The 15313-nt window shown below is 60.7% G+C and carries 18 protein-coding genes; 14 read left to right on the plus strand and 4 right to left on the minus strand.

Translation table 11 applies throughout. From position 1 onward, the window contains the following. Positions 1-16 precede the first annotated feature (16 nt). From MHK05_RS07520 to MHK05_RS07545, 6 genes are all read left to right on the plus strand, one after another. Positions 17-934 (plus strand): exodeoxyribonuclease III, encoded by a 918-nt coding sequence (locus MHK05_RS07520; RefSeq protein WP_200288214.1) that lies wholly within the window; start codon positions 17-19, stop codon positions 932-934. Then, positions 934-1905 (plus strand): trimeric intracellular cation channel family protein, encoded by a 972-nt coding sequence (locus tag MHK05_RS07525; RefSeq protein WP_049378072.1) that lies wholly within the window; start codon positions 934-936, stop codon positions 1903-1905. Before MHK05_RS07520 ends, MHK05_RS07525 begins: the two co-directional genes overlap by 1 nt. A 51-nt stretch (positions 1906-1956) precedes the next feature. Further along, positions 1957-2148 carry a hypothetical protein gene (locus tag MHK05_RS07530; RefSeq protein WP_049383615.1) on the plus strand — a complete coding sequence of 64 codons (192 nt, stop codon included), beginning with the start codon at positions 1957-1959 and terminating at the stop codon, positions 2146-2148. A 118-nt stretch (positions 2149-2266) separates the two neighbouring features. Then, on the plus strand, positions 2267-3292 hold the full coding sequence (gene trpS, locus MHK05_RS07535) for a tryptophan--tRNA ligase (RefSeq protein ID WP_239205837.1): 1026 nt from the start codon (positions 2267-2269) through the stop codon (positions 3290-3292). 102 nt (positions 3293-3394) lie between these two features. Continuing rightward, the gene (locus MHK05_RS07540; RefSeq protein ID WP_239205839.1) at positions 3395-4474 is read left to right on the plus strand and encodes a YhjD/YihY/BrkB family envelope integrity protein; all 1080 of its coding nucleotides are present in this window, start codon (positions 3395-3397) and stop codon (positions 4472-4474) included. Positions 4475-4529: 55 nt separating this feature from the next. Beyond that, on the plus strand, positions 4530-5477 hold the full coding sequence (locus tag MHK05_RS07545) for an RDD family protein (protein ID WP_239205841.1): 948 nt from the start codon (positions 4530-4532) through the stop codon (positions 5475-5477). On the opposite strand, the gene MHK05_RS07550 is transcribed toward MHK05_RS07545, so the two are convergent. Beyond that, positions 5440-6633, minus strand: a complete 1194-nt coding sequence (locus MHK05_RS07550) for a D-alanyl-D-alanine carboxypeptidase family protein (protein WP_239205843.1) — start codon at positions 6631-6633, stop codon at positions 5440-5442. The two genes, MHK05_RS07545 and MHK05_RS07550, sit on opposite strands and share 38 nt — an antisense overlap. Positions 6634-6672: 39 nt before the next feature. Between MHK05_RS07550 and MHK05_RS07555 the strand changes: the two genes are divergently transcribed. Genes MHK05_RS07555 through MHK05_RS07570 form a run of 4 tightly spaced genes read left to right on the plus strand, consistent with a single transcriptional unit; the run spans position 6673 to position 9519 of the window. Further along, the gene (locus MHK05_RS07555; RefSeq protein ID WP_239205845.1) at positions 6673-7563 is read left to right on the plus strand and encodes an amidohydrolase family protein; all 891 of its coding nucleotides are present in this window, start codon (positions 6673-6675) and stop codon (positions 7561-7563) included. A 21-nt stretch (positions 7564-7584) separates the two neighbouring features. After that, positions 7585-8262 carry a type 1 glutamine amidotransferase domain-containing protein gene (locus MHK05_RS07560; RefSeq protein ID WP_049383641.1) on the plus strand — a complete coding sequence of 226 codons (678 nt, stop codon included), beginning with the start codon at positions 7585-7587 and terminating at the stop codon, positions 8260-8262. After that, on the plus strand, positions 8263-9294 hold the full coding sequence (locus MHK05_RS07565; protein WP_239205847.1) for an alpha/beta hydrolase: 1032 nt from the start codon (positions 8263-8265) through the stop codon (positions 9292-9294). A 24-nt stretch (positions 9295-9318) separates the two neighbouring features. Continuing rightward, positions 9319-9519, plus strand: coding sequence for a hypothetical protein (locus MHK05_RS07570; protein ID WP_239205849.1), 201 nt, complete (start codon positions 9319-9321; stop codon positions 9517-9519). Between the two features lie 122 nt (positions 9520-9641). Here MHK05_RS07570 and MHK05_RS07575 read toward each other — a convergent pair whose 3' ends face one another. The 3 genes from MHK05_RS07575 to MHK05_RS07585 are packed head-to-tail and all read right to left on the minus strand — an operon-like array spanning position 9642 to position 12155. Next, a complete protein-coding gene (locus MHK05_RS07575) occupies positions 9642-10880 on the minus strand; it encodes a SatS C-terminal domain-containing protein (protein WP_239205851.1) in 1239 nt (412 codons plus the stop codon). A 51-nt stretch (positions 10881-10931) separates the two neighbouring features. After that, positions 10932-11876: a C40 family peptidase gene (locus MHK05_RS07580; RefSeq protein ID WP_239205853.1), complete on the minus strand. Its 945-nt coding sequence runs from the start codon at positions 11874-11876 to the stop codon at positions 10932-10934. Beyond that, positions 11877-12155 (minus strand): hypothetical protein, encoded by a 279-nt coding sequence (locus MHK05_RS07585; RefSeq protein ID WP_049383645.1) that lies wholly within the window; start codon positions 12153-12155, stop codon positions 11877-11879. A 57-nt stretch (positions 12156-12212) separates the two neighbouring features. Here MHK05_RS07585 and upp point away from each other — a divergent pair, with 57 nt between their 5' ends. From upp to MHK05_RS07605, 4 genes are all read left to right on the plus strand, one after another. Next, the gene (gene upp, locus MHK05_RS07590) at positions 12213-12848 is read left to right on the plus strand and encodes a uracil phosphoribosyltransferase (RefSeq protein WP_239205855.1); all 636 of its coding nucleotides are present in this window, start codon (positions 12213-12215) and stop codon (positions 12846-12848) included. A 47-nt stretch (positions 12849-12895) separates the two neighbouring features. Further along, positions 12896-13270 (plus strand): type II toxin-antitoxin system RelB family anti-toxin, encoded by a 375-nt coding sequence (relB, locus tag MHK05_RS07595; RefSeq protein WP_239205857.1) that lies wholly within the window; start codon positions 12896-12898, stop codon positions 13268-13270. A gap of 93 nt (positions 13271-13363) precedes the next feature. Then, positions 13364-14554 carry a M20 family metallopeptidase gene (locus MHK05_RS07600; protein WP_239205859.1) on the plus strand — a complete coding sequence of 397 codons (1191 nt, stop codon included), beginning with the start codon at positions 13364-13366 and terminating at the stop codon, positions 14552-14554. A 70-nt stretch (positions 14555-14624) separates the two neighbouring features. Further along, the coding region (locus MHK05_RS07605) for an FAD-dependent oxidoreductase (RefSeq protein WP_239205861.1) at positions 14625-15313 on the plus strand (689 nt) is incomplete at its 3' end.

The following is a 15313-nucleotide window of genomic DNA, read 5'->3' on the forward strand; positions in this document are numbered from 1 at the left end:
CCGATATGCTGGTTGCATGACCCTTACCATCGCGAGCGTTAACGTCAACGGAATCCGCGCTGCGTGTAAGCAGCGCAATGAAAATAATCCCGGCATGAATGCCTGGTTAGAGGCGACTTCGGCCGATATCGTGCTCATGCAAGAGGTGCGCGCTACCCCGCAGCAGGCCGAAAAAGCCTTGGCCCCGGCCCTGGAGGCGGGCTGGCATTTGGCTCTTGCCGACGCCGCCGCAAAGGGCCGCGCCGGCGTGGGCATCTTGTCTCGCACCCCGCTTGCCGACGTCGAAGTGGGCTTCGGCTCCTTTAGCGACGCCGGCCGCTGGATTGCCGCTACCACCCGCGATATTCGCGTCGCTTCTCTGTACCTGCCTTCCGGTGATACGGGTTCGCCGAAATTGGATGAAAAGTACCGCTTCTTGGACGAGTTCCAAGACATTCTGGCGGATAACTCAGCGCGCACGAACCCCGATGGCAGCCCGGCCGAGATGGTGATAGGCGGCGATTGGAATATCTGCCACCGCGCCCAGGACCTGAAGAATAATAGGGCCAATGAAAAGAAGGCCGGCCACCTGCCCGAAGAGCGCGCCTTCATGGACCACGTCTTTGGTGCGTTCCCGGATGATGAGCCGCAGGAAAAGAAGAACCTGGGGCAGTGGCAGGGCGTTGTCGACTACGCCGGCGGCGAGCCGTGGGCCCCAACCACAGAGCCACAGTGGTTCGACGTAGCCCGTCGCCTCCATCCGGACGAAGACGGCCCCTATACCTGGTGGACCTACCGCGGCCAGGCCTTTAATAACAACGCTGGGTGGCGCATCGATTATCAGGCGGCTACCCGTCCGATGCTGGAGCGCGCGCAGCGCACCTGGGTGGAAAAGGCCCCCACCGTGGAGCAGCGCTGGTCCGACCATTCCCCACTAGTGGTGGAGTACAGCTGATGACGCCATTATTTAGCGTCCTTTACGTAGTCGGCATTACCGCCGAGTCTATGACCGCCGCATTATCCGCTGGACGCCAAAAACTCGACCTATTTGGTGTCACCATGATCGCCTCCATGACGGCGCTCGGCGGCGGCACGGTGCGCGATATGATCCTCGATGATCCTCCATTTACCTGGGTAGAGCACCCCATTTATTTGGTGATTGTCATCGTGGCGGCCGTGGTGACGGTGGGCATGTCCTTCCTTATGCACTACTTCCGCCATCTCTTCCTCATCTTGGATGCCCTAGGGCTCGCGGTCTTTTCGGTGCTGGGCACCCAAATCGCAGTCCACCTGGGCCACGGGTTCATTATTGCCTCGGTGTCTGCGGTGATTTCCGGCGTTTTTGGTGGCGTGCTGCGTGACCTGCTTTCAGATCGCATTCCGCTGGTCTTTTCCGGCGAATATTATGCCGCCATTTCCCTGCTGGCCGCGGCGCTTTTTATGGCGCTCTACCATGGCGGCTTGGCCGAAGAACCGGCCGCGATCATCACCGCCTCCGTGTGCTTTATTGCCCGCTTGGCCGCGATCTACTTCAAGAAGGGCTTGCCCGTCTTTGAATATCGTGATGCCGAACAGCAGATGGACCCGCGTTTGCGGTTGTCCGCGCGCATCGTGCGCGATGGCGCCCGCAAGGCCAAGCGCAAGGCAGGCGCGGCCACGCGATACGCCAGCCCCATCACGCGTCCGTTGACTAGGCCTTTAAGCCGCCCGTTTAAGAACAAGACACGAGCTTTTTCTACTGCGGCAGAGGGGGCGGACTACGACGATATTTCCAGCAACCGCATCGCGCGCCGCCCGAAGCAACAATCGATTACCCGGCCGAGTGGCCGGCACTCGCCAGGGGCGAGGGGAGTAAACGTGGAGCAGCAGTGGAGCTTTAATAAGGGGGACGTCGGCAAGCGCAAGGCGCCTAAACACAAGCAGTAGTGCTACTATGGGTAGGTCAAAAAATTCAGTAATCTGCAACGGAGAAAGTTCATGGCTCGCGCAATTATTTCTTTCGTCCTCGGCGCTGTAATCCTCGGCCTGAGCATCTGGTGGTGGACCGTTGTTGGTCCGTCCTTCGCTTTCCTCGGCCCCATCGTGCTCATGGGCGTGGGCGGTGCGCTGATGGTTTCCGGTTGGGCCATCCTGATGGACGTGGTCAGCCCCACCTCCCGCAAGATTTAAAATCTTTGCGTCGCATTCCCTCTGCCCTCCGGGCGGGGGGGAATTTTTCGATCCGGGAGGGACACTGCTGGGGAAGGATGTGGACCGCGCGCCGGAGCTAGGGGTAGGATAAAGCACCATGACTGCAGACAATTCCACCGTTTCCCGCGTCCTGTCCGGAATCCAACCCACCGCTGATTCCTATCACCTGGGTAATTACCTGGGAGCGCTCAAGCAGTGGATTGACCTGCAGGACGGCTATGATGCCTTCTACTTCATCCCTGACCTGCACGCGATAACCGTAGAGCAAAATCCCGAGGAGCTGCGCAACCGCACCATCGCGGGTGCCGCCCAGCTTATTGCCCTAGGCATTGACCCGGACAAGTCCACGCTCTTCGTCCAGTCGCATGTGCCTGCGCACACGGAGTTGACCTGGGTCTTTCAGTGCCTGACCGGTTTTGGTGAGGCCTCCCGTATGACCCAGTTCAAGGATAAGTCCGCCAAGCAGGGATCGGACCGCACCTCGGTGGGCCTATTTACCTACCCGATCCTCATGGCCGCAGATATTTTGCTGTACTCGCCGGATTATGTGCCCGTGGGCGAGGACCAGCGCCAGCACCTGGAGTTGACCCGCAACCTGGCCGAGCGCTTCAACAATAAGTACGGCGATACCTTCAAGGTGCCCGAGCCGTTTATCCCAGAGGGCGCGGCCAAGATTTATGACCTGCAGGAGCCGACCTCCAAGATGTCTAAGTCCGGAGCCAACCCCAAGGGTTTGGTCAACCTCTTGGATGCGCCGAAGACCTCGGCTAAGCGCATTAAGTCCGCCGTGACGGATGACTTGGGTTCGGTAGCCTTTGACCGCGAAAATCAGCCGGGTGTGTCTAACCTATTGGTCATCCAGTCCGCGCTGACCGGTGAATCCATCGATTCCTTGGTGGAGAAGTACGCCGACCAGGGCTATGGCCACCTCAAGGTCGATACCGCAGATGCGCTGCAGGAATTTACCACTCCGCTCAAGGCACGCTTTGATGAGCTGATGGCGGATCGCGGCGAGCTCGAGCGCATTCTGGCCAAGGGCGCAGAGACGGCGCAAGAGATTGCCCAGCCGCTTGTCGACGACGTCTATGAAAAGGTCGGCTTCCTTCCTCGCCTGCGCAAGTAGTCGGCGGCTGCTTCCCCCATGCACCACCCCACTAAGGGACAAGTGGGCATTTGCCAGTTACTCTAGGTGGGATAAAAACTGTGCGAGCAAGAAGGGAAGCACGTGCCTACCACCACGCAATCCTCCTCGAAGAAGACGGACCACTACGGCATCGAACGCGCTAATGCCGACGAACCTGGTGCGGTAGATAAGATCCGCGCCAAGTCCAGATTCGTTGATCACCTGATGCGCATGAACGAGCGCTATGGTGCAGAAGGCGGCAATCAATTTGCCGCCGGCATCACCTATTACTCGGTGCTATCCATCTTCCCGCTCGCGATGCTGATCGTGGCTACCGTCGCCGCCGTCTTGGCTAACCGCGAGGACTTGCTCAATGATTTGCAGTCCCAGATCACCAGCTCGCTAGATGGCGATATGGGCGATACGGTCAATGAGATTCTCGATACGGCCATTGAACAGCGCGGGGCCATGTTTGGTATCGGTGGTTTGACCACCCTGTGGTCCGGACTGGGCTGGATGAATAACCTGCGCATTGGCATCTCGGCTATGTGGGGCATCGACGCCAACGAAGGCGGTTCCTTCCTGAAGAAGAAGCTTTCTGACTTGGTAGGCCTCATCGGCCTGATCCTGGCGTTCCTCATCGCCTTTGGCGTGACTGCCGCCGGTTCCTCTGGTCTTACCCAGAAGATTTTTGAGAAGGTCGGCATCGAGTCCTTCCCGGGCATGGATTTTGTGATTTTCTTTGTCGGCTTGGCAGTGGGCCTCTTGGCTAACTTCATCGTCATGTGGTGGATGATTATGATCCTGCCGCGCACCAAGGTGCCGAAAAAATCTGGCCTCATCGGTGCGGTCATCGGTGCGGTGGCTTTCGAGCTGCTCAAGCAGCTGTCTACGGTCATCATGTCTTCTGCTACCGGCAGCCCGGCCGGCGCGGTCTTCGGTCCGGTCATCGTGCTCATGGTGGTCATGTACCTGATTTGGCGCGTGGTGCTGTATATCTCTGCGTGGACCGCCACCACCGCCGAGTCCCTGAAGTTTGCGCACCCGCCCGTCCCAGAGCCAGCCGTTATTCGCGTGCGCAATGAGGTCAAGGAGGGCGCACCGGCAGGCGCGACCTTTGGCATTGGTGCTGCTTTGGGTGCTGCGGCCGTGGGTGCGTTTAGCTTGCTGCGCCGCAAGTAAATCTCCTCCTAAGGGGTGAGGACGCCGCTGCTATTCGGCTTTAAGATAGAACATTATGAACGCCAATGACATCGCACCGAATCTTTATGAAGAATGGGGACTAGACCGCCGCGATGGCGAGCGGGAACTCTTAGTTTTACTGGAGTCCAAGGATTTGTCGCTAGAGCAGCAAGGTCAAGACATCGAGGACCCGCGGCGTGCGCAGCTCCGCATCGCCGCCAGCGTCTTGGGGTCTGCTGCGAAGCGCGCGGAATACGATAAGGCGTGTGAGACGGGTCTGCGCCCCACGTGGGGTGACTTGGGACAGCTGGGCGCGATAGGCCAGTGGAGCCCGCGGCCGCAGCAACAGCAGCAGCCGCAGCAGTCGCAGCAGGCTCAGTTTTTTCAGTCTGGTCAGGCGGCAGGACCGGGGTACCAAGCGCACCAAGAACCACGATTTGCGCAGACTGCTAGCCCTTACGGGTCGCCGTATTCACGCAACCCCTTTGCCCCGCAGCACAATCCATTCCCGCCGGCAACGGCGAACGCGGCCGTCCCCGCACCGCTGCTACAACACCCAGCGCCTGAAATCAGTCAGCGCGCCGGTCAAGATGCGCGCATCGGAATGGCCATTTTGGACCTATTCTTTTTCTCACTCATCAGCGGTAGCTTCGGCGGCGCGCTGCTTTCTGGTGGTGTGGATGAACTCTCGACGTTTATCGGTGGTGCCATCATCTTGCTGCTCTACGTTTTGGGCACTGAGTGTTGGCTCGGCGCCAGCCCGGCCAAGCTGCTGATGGGCTACACAGTGCGCGATGTCGATACCAAAGAGCGGCTTAGCCTCACCCAGTCCGCAAAGCGTCAGTGGTGGCGCCTAGTCAATATTGTGCCGGGACCTGGTACCTTCGCCAGCTGGGTGGGTGCCGGCGTGCACACCTTCACCATTACGGAGAAAAATAACCGCCGCGGCTCCCACGATGAGTGGGCTAACGCCGAAGTAGTGAAAAAGCACCCACGCAAATAGCCAGCAAAGCTACAGCGCCAGCGATGACCCAGCCAAGCCACCCCTGCACCCCAGCTAAAGAGGAGTTTGCAGATTGTGCCTGGGTATCGGGCGCAGGTGTGGGTGCGGGGGAGGCAGGAGAGTCGGCGTCGGCAAGCAGCTGGCCTACGCCATCCCCAGGGGAAACCTTATAGGCCTCGTACAAAAGCTTTTGGGCCTGTTCCCAGGCACGCGGGCCGTGCTCCACGGTGGTATCGAGCAGGACCGCCTGCAAGCGCCGACCATGGCGATCGAGCGCACCGACGAAGGTATGGTGCGCATCATCGGTAAAACCCGTCTTGCCACCAATGCCGTCCGGATCGTTGAGGAAAAGCCCGTTATCGTTGCCTAATTGGTAGCCATCAAAGTCGCCCCAGCCGGGAAAATCCACGGACTCCGTATCGACAATGCGCGCAAAGGTCGGGTTATGGAAGGCCGCGCGGTAAATGCGGGAAATATCCTCGGCCGAGGTAGACATCCCCGGGGCGTCGAGCCCGGAATAGCTGGCCGCAAAGGTGGAATTCGTGCCAATCTCGGCCGCCTTGTCATTGACCTTGCGCAAAGTGACCTCGTCGCCGCCCAATTCCTGTGCCAGCGCGTGCGCGGCATCGTTGCCGGAAGCCATGAGCAAGCCCTCAAGGAGCTGCTCCACCGTGTACTTGCCACCGGGACCGATGCCCACCGCAGAGCCGTCAATCTGTGCAGATTCTTCGCCTACCTCGACTTTCTTGTGCAGATCCAGTTCGTCGATGACCACGAGCGCCAGCAGCGCCTTAATGATAGAGGCCGGCCGGTAGCGGCCGTTAGGGTCCTTCATCGCGATAATCTCGCCGGTATCGATATCGGAGACCATCCATGCTGCGGCCACTACATCCTTGTCCACATGGAACCCCGCAGGCAGGGTAGTGCCACAGGCCTCATCGCTATCCACCGGCGGCAGCGGGGTGGGAGAGGCTTGCCCGGGGGCGAGCCGCTCCGAGGTGGTAGTGGCCTTTTCCGGCCGCTCGGCGTGGGGGCACCTATCGGTATCCGGGGCAGTGGTTCGCGTGGTGGTAGGAGTAGTCGGCGCTTCCGCCAGCGCGAGCGGTGGGCCGCTCAGCAAGACGGCGGTGAGAGAACTAGCGAGAATTCTTTTCATGACATGACACATCTTAGGCCCGTGCCTACGATGGGACGCATGCATGACGCGCCTTTAATTAGCCCAGAAAATAAGGACTCCGCCGCCGACGTGGTGGCCAAGCTTCCTAAGGTCTCCCTCTTTGAGACCATTACCTCCACGGCCGCTACGCCGGAGGAGCTTACCGCGACCATCCGTGAGCGCTACGAGGCCTTGGCCGCAGACGGCGTGGTCTACGCAGAGGTGCACCTAGACCCCGCAGAGCTTGGTCTCGACGCTGCCGCTGTGGTGGAGGCCGCCGCAGCCGCCCGCATCGCTGGTCTTGACTCCCGCCTTGTCCTCGCTGGCTCGGCCCCAGAGGAAGCAGTGCCTGATGATGCCCCCGTGGTGGGTTATAGCCTGCCGCAGGGCCAAGCGAGCGGGGCCGCAGATTTTCGTGCGGCTTACCTGCCCACCCAGATCCAGGTGGGAGAAGACTTCGCAGAAGTAGAACGTGCCGCCCAGGCAGGCGTGAATCGCCTGATCCATCCGGTCAATATGATCGATGACTTCAGCGCGAATATTGAGGGCATTGTGCCCGGCCAGGCCTCTGGATACATCCGCGACCGTCACATCCCGCTCGTCTTTACTCCCCTTGAGGAAACCGAGGACCTCAATGACCACCCGCTGCCACTGCTGCAGCAACTGGGCTTTACCTGCACCATTTCCTCGGGCGAGACCACGCTGACCAAGCAGTTCCTCGCGCTAAGCGAGGCCTTCGGGTATGGGCTGGAGGAATTTTTCGATCTCACCGTCAAAGCGGTAGAGAATTCCTTCGCTGACCAGGAATTACGGCAGCATCTGCTAGAAACGGTTATCCTGCCAGCATACGAGGAATTATCTGATCCGGAGCTTGCCGGCCCGGACACGGAGGAGTCCCTCGCTGATGCGGCAGAAGCCGCTGAAGAATAAAAACGATTAGAGGAGATTTAGATGCCTTCTGTACTTTTTGTTGTTACCGCCGCTGAAGAGTGGACGCTGGCTGATGGCACTAAGCGCCCCACCGGCTACTGGGCCGAGGAGCTTATTGCCCCTCACCGCGTCTTCCAGGGCGCGGGCTGGGATATCCACTTCGCTACTCCGGGCGCAAAGGCTCCCGTAGTAGACGAGTACAGCCTGGAGGTTCTGCCAGATAATGTGCGCGAAGCACAGGAAAATTACCTCGCAGAGCTGGGTGTAGCGCTGGAAAACCCGATGAACCTGGCTGAGGTCAAGGAGGAAGATTATGACCTTATCTTCTACCCAGGTGGCCACGGACCAATGGAGGATCTGGCCTATGACCAGGATTCCGCTAAGCTCTTGCAGGCGCGCATGGATTCTGGCCGCGCCCTCGGCTTGGTCTGCCATGCCCCGGCCGCGCTCTTGGCAGTGGATAACGAGAATTGGCCGTTCAAGGGCTACAAGATGACCGCCTTTAGCAATGCAGAGGAAGGCGAGGAGATGGTTGCCGCCGCTAAGTGGGCGCTGGAGACCCGCCTGCGTGAGCTCGGCGCGGATTACCAGGAAACCGATCCCATGTCCCCGAACGTGATTGTGGACCGCAACCTCTATACCGGTCAGAACCCGGCATCTTCCGAGCCGTTGGCACAGCGCATCCTGCGCGACTTCTAAATGCACATACCGCGAGTTCTCAAGGCCGGGGCAGCCCTAACCGGGGTTGCCGCGGCCGCGGGGGCGGTGGCGTATGGGCTAAGCCGCCGGCCGTACCTGCGCGAGGTGGCACCGGGCCTGCGCAGCCCGGTCCTGTACCTGCCAATGCATCTGCTTGCCGACGCCACCTTTGCCCGCGTCAGCCGCTTCTTTGCCAGCATCGACTTTTCCCGTCCGATGCGGCACGCGGTGGACGTGACGGAGTTTTCCGCTTCCTTTGCCGGCCACGCTTTTAGCACCCGCGTGCTTACCCCACGCGGTACTGCCCAGGGCGTAGCCGATGCTGGGCCGCGGCCCGTGGTGGTGTGGACGCACGGCGGCGGCCATCTTATCGGTGGCCCGGCCATGTATGACCCGCAAAATGCTCGCATGGCGGCCGAGCTCGGCGCCATCGTGGTGGCTCCGCGCTACCATAAATCCACCCAGGAGCCGTTCCCCGCGGACCATGATGAGTGCTACGCGGCGCTGCGCTGGGTGCAAGAACACGGCGATAAGCTGGGCGGGGATACCTCGCGCATCGCGGTCGCCGGCGATAGCGCCGGCGGCGGCCTTGCCGCGGGCTTGGTGCAGCGGGCCTTTGATGAGGGCCATCCTGTCCGCGCGCTCGGCTTGGTCTATCCCATGCTGGATCACCGCACCACGGATAAGTCCGGTGCGGTGGGCCAATTCATCTGGACGGCGGGCCCGAACCGCGGCGCGTGGTCCATGTACCTGGGAGATGACCACCTGGATGTTGACCTGCCGCCCTATGCTTCGCCGGCTACGCGCAGTGATCTTTTCGGCCTGCCGCCAACGTGGATCGGGGTAGGCGGCATCGACCTTTTCTGCGATGAATCCGTGGCCTTTGCCCAAGCCCTCGATGCGGCCGGCGTGGACACCACCCTCGACGTGTGGGCCGGCGCCTATCACGGGTTTGACCAGATTAAACCCAAGGCGCCACAATCGCGCGAGCTTATCGACGCCCTCATTGACCACCTTCGCCGCCACCTATAAAGTCACACTCAAGGAGGTCAAGCGATGAACTACAACACGCACGTGTCGTGGGTCGTAGCATTCGTCAGCGTTATTGTGCTCGGCCTGATACTGGGCGGGGTCTTTGGACTAGGGACCCTAGCCCGGTCCATTATCGCACTCGGCTTGTCTATCGTATGGCTGATTTTCGATAAATACATGCGCGACCGGAGCCGACTCCAAGAGCAAGAAGCACGCGGCGACTAGACGCACAAAGCCGCCCCCTTCTCCTCCCACGTGCTGGGAGTGGGGAGGAAAGGCGAGGCGGCTGATGCCACGCGCGGCCGAGGCCGTGCGAACCGTGCTGGTTTAGAACTTACCGTGCTGGTTTAAAACTTGGAGAAGCGCTTGATGAGCATGTCTTCCAAGCCCTTCCACGACTCGGCGTGCTCGGTATAAGGCTTGGAGGGGACATAGCCGGCGTGTTCGGTAGAGCCGAGCATGTAGCCCAAGTAGTCCTGCAGGCGGGGGTTGGCCAGCATATAGGAGTTAATTGAATCGTCGCCCGCCCAGTCGGCGGCATCGGCGCATACTTCGTAGCAACGCGCCATCTGATCAGAATCGACGGCCTCTGGGCCCTTTTCGATATCGCGCACAATGCCATTGAAAGAGTACTGGTTATCCGGGTGGACCTGTACCTCCAATTCGCCGGCGTTGGCAGCGGAGACAACCTCTTCCCAGGTGGATACGCGGGCTAGGTCGTGGTCATCGTTGTCCATGATCCAGCGCACCAAGGTCTTCGGGGAATCGAAGGTGAAGATCTCTCCCCACTTGCCCAAGAAAATGGGCTTGCCGTCCAGGTAGGTGCGCAAGGTGTAGACGGACTTGGATTGTGCGGTGATCTTGATGGGATCGATGCCGGCGGCGGCCCACGGGGAATTATCGTACGGGTCGGCTGCCTCGGCGGCGGCCTTGCGCTTTTCCTCGGCTTCCTTGGCCGCAGCGGCGGAGGCGGCGGCAGCAGAAGAGATGCGCTCCTTGGCATCGGAAACCTTGGCCGCGTCAAAGTCATCGGTGGAGATCACGCGAACGTGCTGATCCAGATCCTCGATGACTCCCTTCCAATTGCCGGCGATGACGTGGCCCACGCCGGACCACTCGCTCATGCCCTGCTCGCCGGAGTAGTGGTCGGCGCCGCGGGAGACATTGCGCAGAATGGAGTGGGAAGCGAAGAAGATGGTGGTGTGTTCTGCACCGGCGACGTCAGCAAGCGCGGAGGCAATCTCCAGGTTGCGGGCCACGGTGGACACGTTCTGGTGGCTCGGGCGACCAGCCAGTGCCTCCGGCATGCCGATGAGGTCATACTCATCGCGCCCGGCTGGGGTAACGCGGTCGGCATCGCGGCCGGCAAACTGGTCCCACTGCGGGTGATCCAGCAAATCGTGCTTGGTGCCAGACTCCACGAAGCACAGCAGCTCGGCCGGCGAGTTAAAAGCTAAGACAGCCTCATCATCGCCTAGAAAGGCCTGCCACTCGGAGCCACTTTGGCGCCACTTGGGTGCCCAGAGGGTATAAAAATCGCCCTCGGTTAGCGAGAGCTTTACAGGTACAATTGCGCGGGTGCTCATGGCGTTTTAGTCTACCCAACGCCTCAAGTACCGCGCGAGAGCGCATCGGCCTTAGGCCGTGGGGCGCCAAAATCCTTTGAATTGCATGCCCATATTTGTAGTGCGCAGCGGGTTGGTTTGCACCGGATCTCCAGCCTCTACTATTTCGCCATTGCCGGAATACATTGCTACGTGCCCATCCCAGACCACCAGGTCACCGGGCTGCAACTGATCCGCACTGACCTGCTGACCAACCGCCTGCTGGTCCGCAGTGCGCGGCAAGTCCACCCCGGCCTGGGAGTAGGCCCATTGGGTAAGGCCCGAGCAATCGAAGCCACCGTTTCCGGTGCCACCCCATACATAGGGCTGGCCCACTTGGCTCTTCGCCGCGGCGACCGCGGCCTGCCCGGCGGCCGAACCACCCTCGGCAGAGGGCTCTGGTGCCGGCGGGGGAGAAGGCGCGTCGTGTGCGGCAGCATCGGCGCCGGCCCCCTCGCCCGCCGCAGATTGTGCAGGAAGAGCGGTGGCTTGCTGGGCACCGGTGGGGCTTACGGGGGCGTCGGCAAGCGCGGAGTGCACCGGCCGCTGCGCTACCGGCTGCAAGGATTGAGCGGCCGCACTGAGATCACCCATCAGGCGTTGCACGCGAGCAGTAGCCATGCCCAGGTGCTGGGAGACAAGCGCGCGCAGCTTGGCCATGGCGGCGGCACGCGTGGACGGATCCAGCGAAAGAAGACCCAGCGCGGTGGGAAGTCCCTGGCGCAGCAATTGTGTCGCGATGCCCACCAGATCCCGGATGGTGCCTGTCACTAAGGTGCGGGCCTGGCCGAGCGCAGCCGAGATGGTTTCCTTATCGAGGTCGATGTTTTTGGCTGACTCGAGTAAAGGAGCGGGATTGCCGTGGGCGATGGCTGCCAAAGGCGCGGCGGCGGAAAGGTCCGGCACGCGGGGAAGCTCTACCTCCGGAAGCTGCGCCGGTTGCATAGTGGCGATCTGCTTGAGCGCGGTATCGAGCATCTACATCGCCGCCCCAAGATGCTGGCCTAGCGCGGCATCGGTATCTTCTGCCTCGCGCGACATCTGGAAACCGGAGTGGGCTACCTGCCCCATATCGTTGCGTAGCACGCTCATGCGCGCGCCCACATTATCGAGCGCGGCATGCACGGCCTCATTAAAAGCAGTGAAAGCGGAATCTTCAGGCAAAACGGGATGGGGCGGATTCTCCCCTTGGGACTGGGCATGCAGGTCGCGGGCAAGGTGGCGGGCATAGTCGGTATCGATCGTGAAAGGTCTCATGCCCTATTGGACTGCCCAATGGCCCATTTGGTTCCCAAAAAGTTTAAAGTGGTGGTCATGGACATCCACGTAGTAGACCACCCGCTAGCCGCCGCCCGCCTGACACTCATGCGCGATGCGCGCAGCGATAACTCCGCCTTCCGCGCCGCCTTAAAAGACTTGGGCGCCATGCTCGTGTACGAAGCATCCCGCGACCTTGCCGTGGAGAACTTCGACTGCGCCACCCCGGTTTCTACCGCCCAAGGCACCCGCCTGCAGGACCCGCCCATTATCGTGCCAATTATCCGCGCCGGGCTGGGCATGGTGGATCCGGCCCTGTCCATGATTCCGGATGCACAGGTCGGCTTTATCGGCATGGCCCGCAATGAAGAGACACACGAACCGGTGCCGTACTTGGAAGCACTGCCGGAAGATCTCACCGGCCGCACTGTGTTTGTGGTGGATCCGATGCTGGCTACCGGTGGTTCTCTGCTGCACGCATTGCGCCTACTTGCTGACCGCGGCGCCACCGATATCACCGCCATTTGCATGGTCTCGGCACAACCGGGCGTGGATGCGCTGGCCGAATCCGGCCTGCCGGTACGTTTGGTTACCGCCGCCATCGATCCTTCCCTGAATGAAGAGGCTTATATCGTGCCGGGCTTGGGCGATGCTGGCGACCGCCTCTACGGCCCGCGCAATATCGACCTTTAAGGTAGTGTTCTCCCTGGAAAGGCGACCGCACTTTCCAGGGGGAGTATATGAGTTTCATTCATTTAATGTGGTCGAGTTATGGCCACGGATTTTCACAGCAATTGCGGCGCGTGCGGAAACGTAGGGGGATTTCGCAACAGGCGCTCGCGGAGATTTCTGGAGTCTCCCGCAGCCAAATTTCCAATTTGGAGCGCAACGAGAATGGCGTGCACGCCATGGCCGATCCGCAGCTGTCTACGGTATATAAGCTGGCCTTGGCCCTAGAAATCCCGCCGGCGGTGCTGCTGCCGGCCGGCGGGGACGTGGTGGAAGGGCACTTAGCTGATTCCGCGGTGGCGGCCGCCGAGGATGTCGCGCCCTTCCCACAAGGCTATGTGGATCAGCGTCGGTTTGCCGCTACGTGGAAGAGGGCCCTGACCTAGCGCACCCCGTATCACCACCTGAGTTACTGAACCGCATGGTCTAGTTGTAGACTTTGCACCCAGACGTATTTCAACAACAGGGAAGGCACGCGGATGATCTCGGAATTCATCAACGAGTGGTTCAATGCCCACCGTGCGGAGGTCATCGCGTGGCGGCGCCATATCCACCGCCACCCGGAAACCGCGAACCAAGAGGTAGAAACCACCAACTTTCTCGCCTCAATCCTGCAGGACTACGGTCTGGTGCCCCAGCGTTTCCCACAGACCGGCCTCATGGTAGACATTGGCCCCGATACGGAATTAGGCCGATTAGCTTTCCGTGCGGATATTGATGCCCTGCCAGTTACCGAGGTCACCGGCCTGGAATATACCTCTGAGGTGCCCGGCAAGATGCATGCTTGCGGCCACGATGTACACACCACCGTGGCCCTCGGCTTGGCCTGCGCGTTGGCGGATTTTCAGCGCGTCCACGAACTGCCGCTGGGTATTCGAGTCATCTTCCAACCCGCCGAAGAAGTATGGGTCGGCGGTGCGACCGACGTTATTGAATGGGGCGCGTTGGAAGGCGTGCATTCCATTTTTGCCATCCACGCCGAGCCCAAGCTGCGCGTGGGGCGCATCGGTATCCGCGCCGGGGCTATCACTTCTGCTACCGACGTCGTGGAGCTAAATATCAAGGGCCCAGGTGGGCATACCTCCCGTCCGCACCTGTCCGCCGACGTCATCTATGCCCTGGGCAAGGTCATCACCGAACTGCCCGCGCTGCTCTCGCGCCGCGTTGACCCGCGCACCGGCACCGTTTTGGTCTTTGGCCAGGTCAACTCGGGGTATGCACCCAATGCCATTCCAGAGACCGGCAGCCTGACTGGCACCATGCGCACGGCCGATATTGGCATCTGGCGCAATATGCAAAGCCTCTTTACCGAACTGGTGGATCAAATCCTCGCGCCGGTAGGCGTAGAACATGAGCTGACCTATAACCGCGGCGTACCACCGGTGCTTAACGACGACGTCGCAACCGCCCTGCTTGCCTCCGCGGCCCAATCCATCGATCCGCAGGCCGTGGTCCAAGCCCCGCAATCCTCCGGTGGCGAGGACTTTTCCTGGTATCTGGAAAAGGTCCCCGGTTCCATGGCGCGGCTGGGCTGCTGGTCCGGCGAAGGCGAACAGCATGACCTGCACATGGGCGATCTCATCGTGGACGAGCGAGCCATCGGCGTGGGCATCAAACTCTTCGGCGCCGTGGTTGAGCAGTTCATAGGGGAGAATGCGGAGACAGACTAACGCGCTTTAAGGTCCCACACGTTAGACTCGTAAGCGACTTTTAAAGTGGAGCCGATAAAGGAGCAAGTGCGTGTTGAACCAGACCAAGCGAATCGTCATCATCGGCGGCGGCCCAGCCGGCTATGAGGCCGCGTTGGCAGGTGCTAAATATGGTGCAGAAATCACCATTATTGAAGACCAGGGCATGGGCGGCAACAGCGTTATTTTGGACTGTGTTCCTTCCAAGTCCTTCATCGCTGGTGCCAATATCAAGACCGACCTGCGCCGTGCCGAGGATATGGAACTTAACCAGGGCATTGGTCAGGCCCATCTTTCCTTGACCGCACTGAATAAGCGCGTGCAGGATCTGGCAAGCAAGCAGTCCTCCGATATCCGCGCCACTGTGGAGTCCCTGGGCGCACGCGTTATCGATGGCCGCGGCTATTTCCCAGAGGATCAGGAAGCCGATGCCTTCGGCGGCCATAAGGTCACTGCCGTATTCAATGAGGATGGCCACGAGGAAACCATTAACGCAGATCTCGTCTTGGTAGCTACCGGCGCCACCCCGCGCGTGCTACCTGGTGCGCAGCCGGATGGCGAACGCATCCTTACCTGGCAGCAGGTTTATAACCTCACCGAGCTGCCGGAGCACCTCATCGTCGTCGGTTCCGGCGTCACCGGTGCCGAGTTCGTCTCCGCCTTTGCGGAGCTGGGCGTTAAGGTCACCATGGTTGCCTCCCGCGACCGCATTTTGCCGCATGACGACGCCGACGCTGCCGA

The sequence above is a fragment of the Corynebacterium nasorum genome (genome assembly GCF_022347325.1).
Classification (GTDB): Bacteria; Actinomycetota; Actinomycetes; order Mycobacteriales; family Mycobacteriaceae; genus Corynebacterium; species Corynebacterium kefirresidentii.

What these genes read in the sequence shown, in the direction of transcription:
- MHK05_RS07545 (WP_239205841.1), top strand. Translation starts at nt 4,530, where the DNA reads ATGAACGCCAATGACATCGCACCGAATCTTTATGAAGAATGGGGACTA.
- MHK05_RS07520 (WP_200288214.1), top strand. Translation starts at nt 17, where the DNA reads ATGACCCTTACCATCGCGAGCGTTAACGTCAACGGAATCCGCGCTGCG.
- MHK05_RS07600 (WP_239205859.1), top strand. Translation starts at nt 13,364, where the DNA reads ATGATCTCGGAATTCATCAACGAGTGGTTCAATGCCCACCGTGCGGAG.
- MHK05_RS07530 (WP_049383615.1), top strand. Translation starts at nt 1,957, where the DNA reads ATGGCTCGCGCAATTATTTCTTTCGTCCTCGGCGCTGTAATCCTCGGC.
- MHK05_RS07575 (WP_239205851.1), bottom strand. Translation starts at nt 10,880, where the DNA reads ATGAGCACCCGCGCAATTGTACCTGTAAAGCTCTCGCTAACCGAGGGC.
- relB (WP_239205857.1), top strand. Translation starts at nt 12,896, where the DNA reads ATGAGTTTCATTCATTTAATGTGGTCGAGTTATGGCCACGGATTTTCA.
- trpS (WP_239205837.1), top strand. Translation starts at nt 2,267, where the DNA reads ATGACTGCAGACAATTCCACCGTTTCCCGCGTCCTGTCCGGAATCCAA.
- MHK05_RS07565 (WP_239205847.1), top strand. Translation starts at nt 8,263, where the DNA reads ATGCACATACCGCGAGTTCTCAAGGCCGGGGCAGCCCTAACCGGGGTT.
- MHK05_RS07570 (WP_239205849.1), top strand. Translation starts at nt 9,319, where the DNA reads ATGAACTACAACACGCACGTGTCGTGGGTCGTAGCATTCGTCAGCGTT.
- upp (WP_239205855.1), top strand. Translation starts at nt 12,213, where the DNA reads ATGGACATCCACGTAGTAGACCACCCGCTAGCCGCCGCCCGCCTGACA.
- MHK05_RS07525 (WP_049378072.1), top strand. Translation starts at nt 934, where the DNA reads ATGACGCCATTATTTAGCGTCCTTTACGTAGTCGGCATTACCGCCGAG.
- MHK05_RS07560 (WP_049383641.1), top strand. Translation starts at nt 7,585, where the DNA reads ATGCCTTCTGTACTTTTTGTTGTTACCGCCGCTGAAGAGTGGACGCTG.
- MHK05_RS07580 (WP_239205853.1), bottom strand. Translation starts at nt 11,876, where the DNA reads ATGCTCGATACCGCGCTCAAGCAGATCGCCACTATGCAACCGGCGCAG.
- MHK05_RS07550 (WP_239205843.1), bottom strand. Translation starts at nt 6,633, where the DNA reads ATGAAAAGAATTCTCGCTAGTTCTCTCACCGCCGTCTTGCTGAGCGGC.
- MHK05_RS07585 (WP_049383645.1), bottom strand. Translation starts at nt 12,155, where the DNA reads ATGAGACCTTTCACGATCGATACCGACTATGCCCGCCACCTTGCCCGC.
- MHK05_RS07555 (WP_239205845.1), top strand. Translation starts at nt 6,673, where the DNA reads ATGCATGACGCGCCTTTAATTAGCCCAGAAAATAAGGACTCCGCCGCC.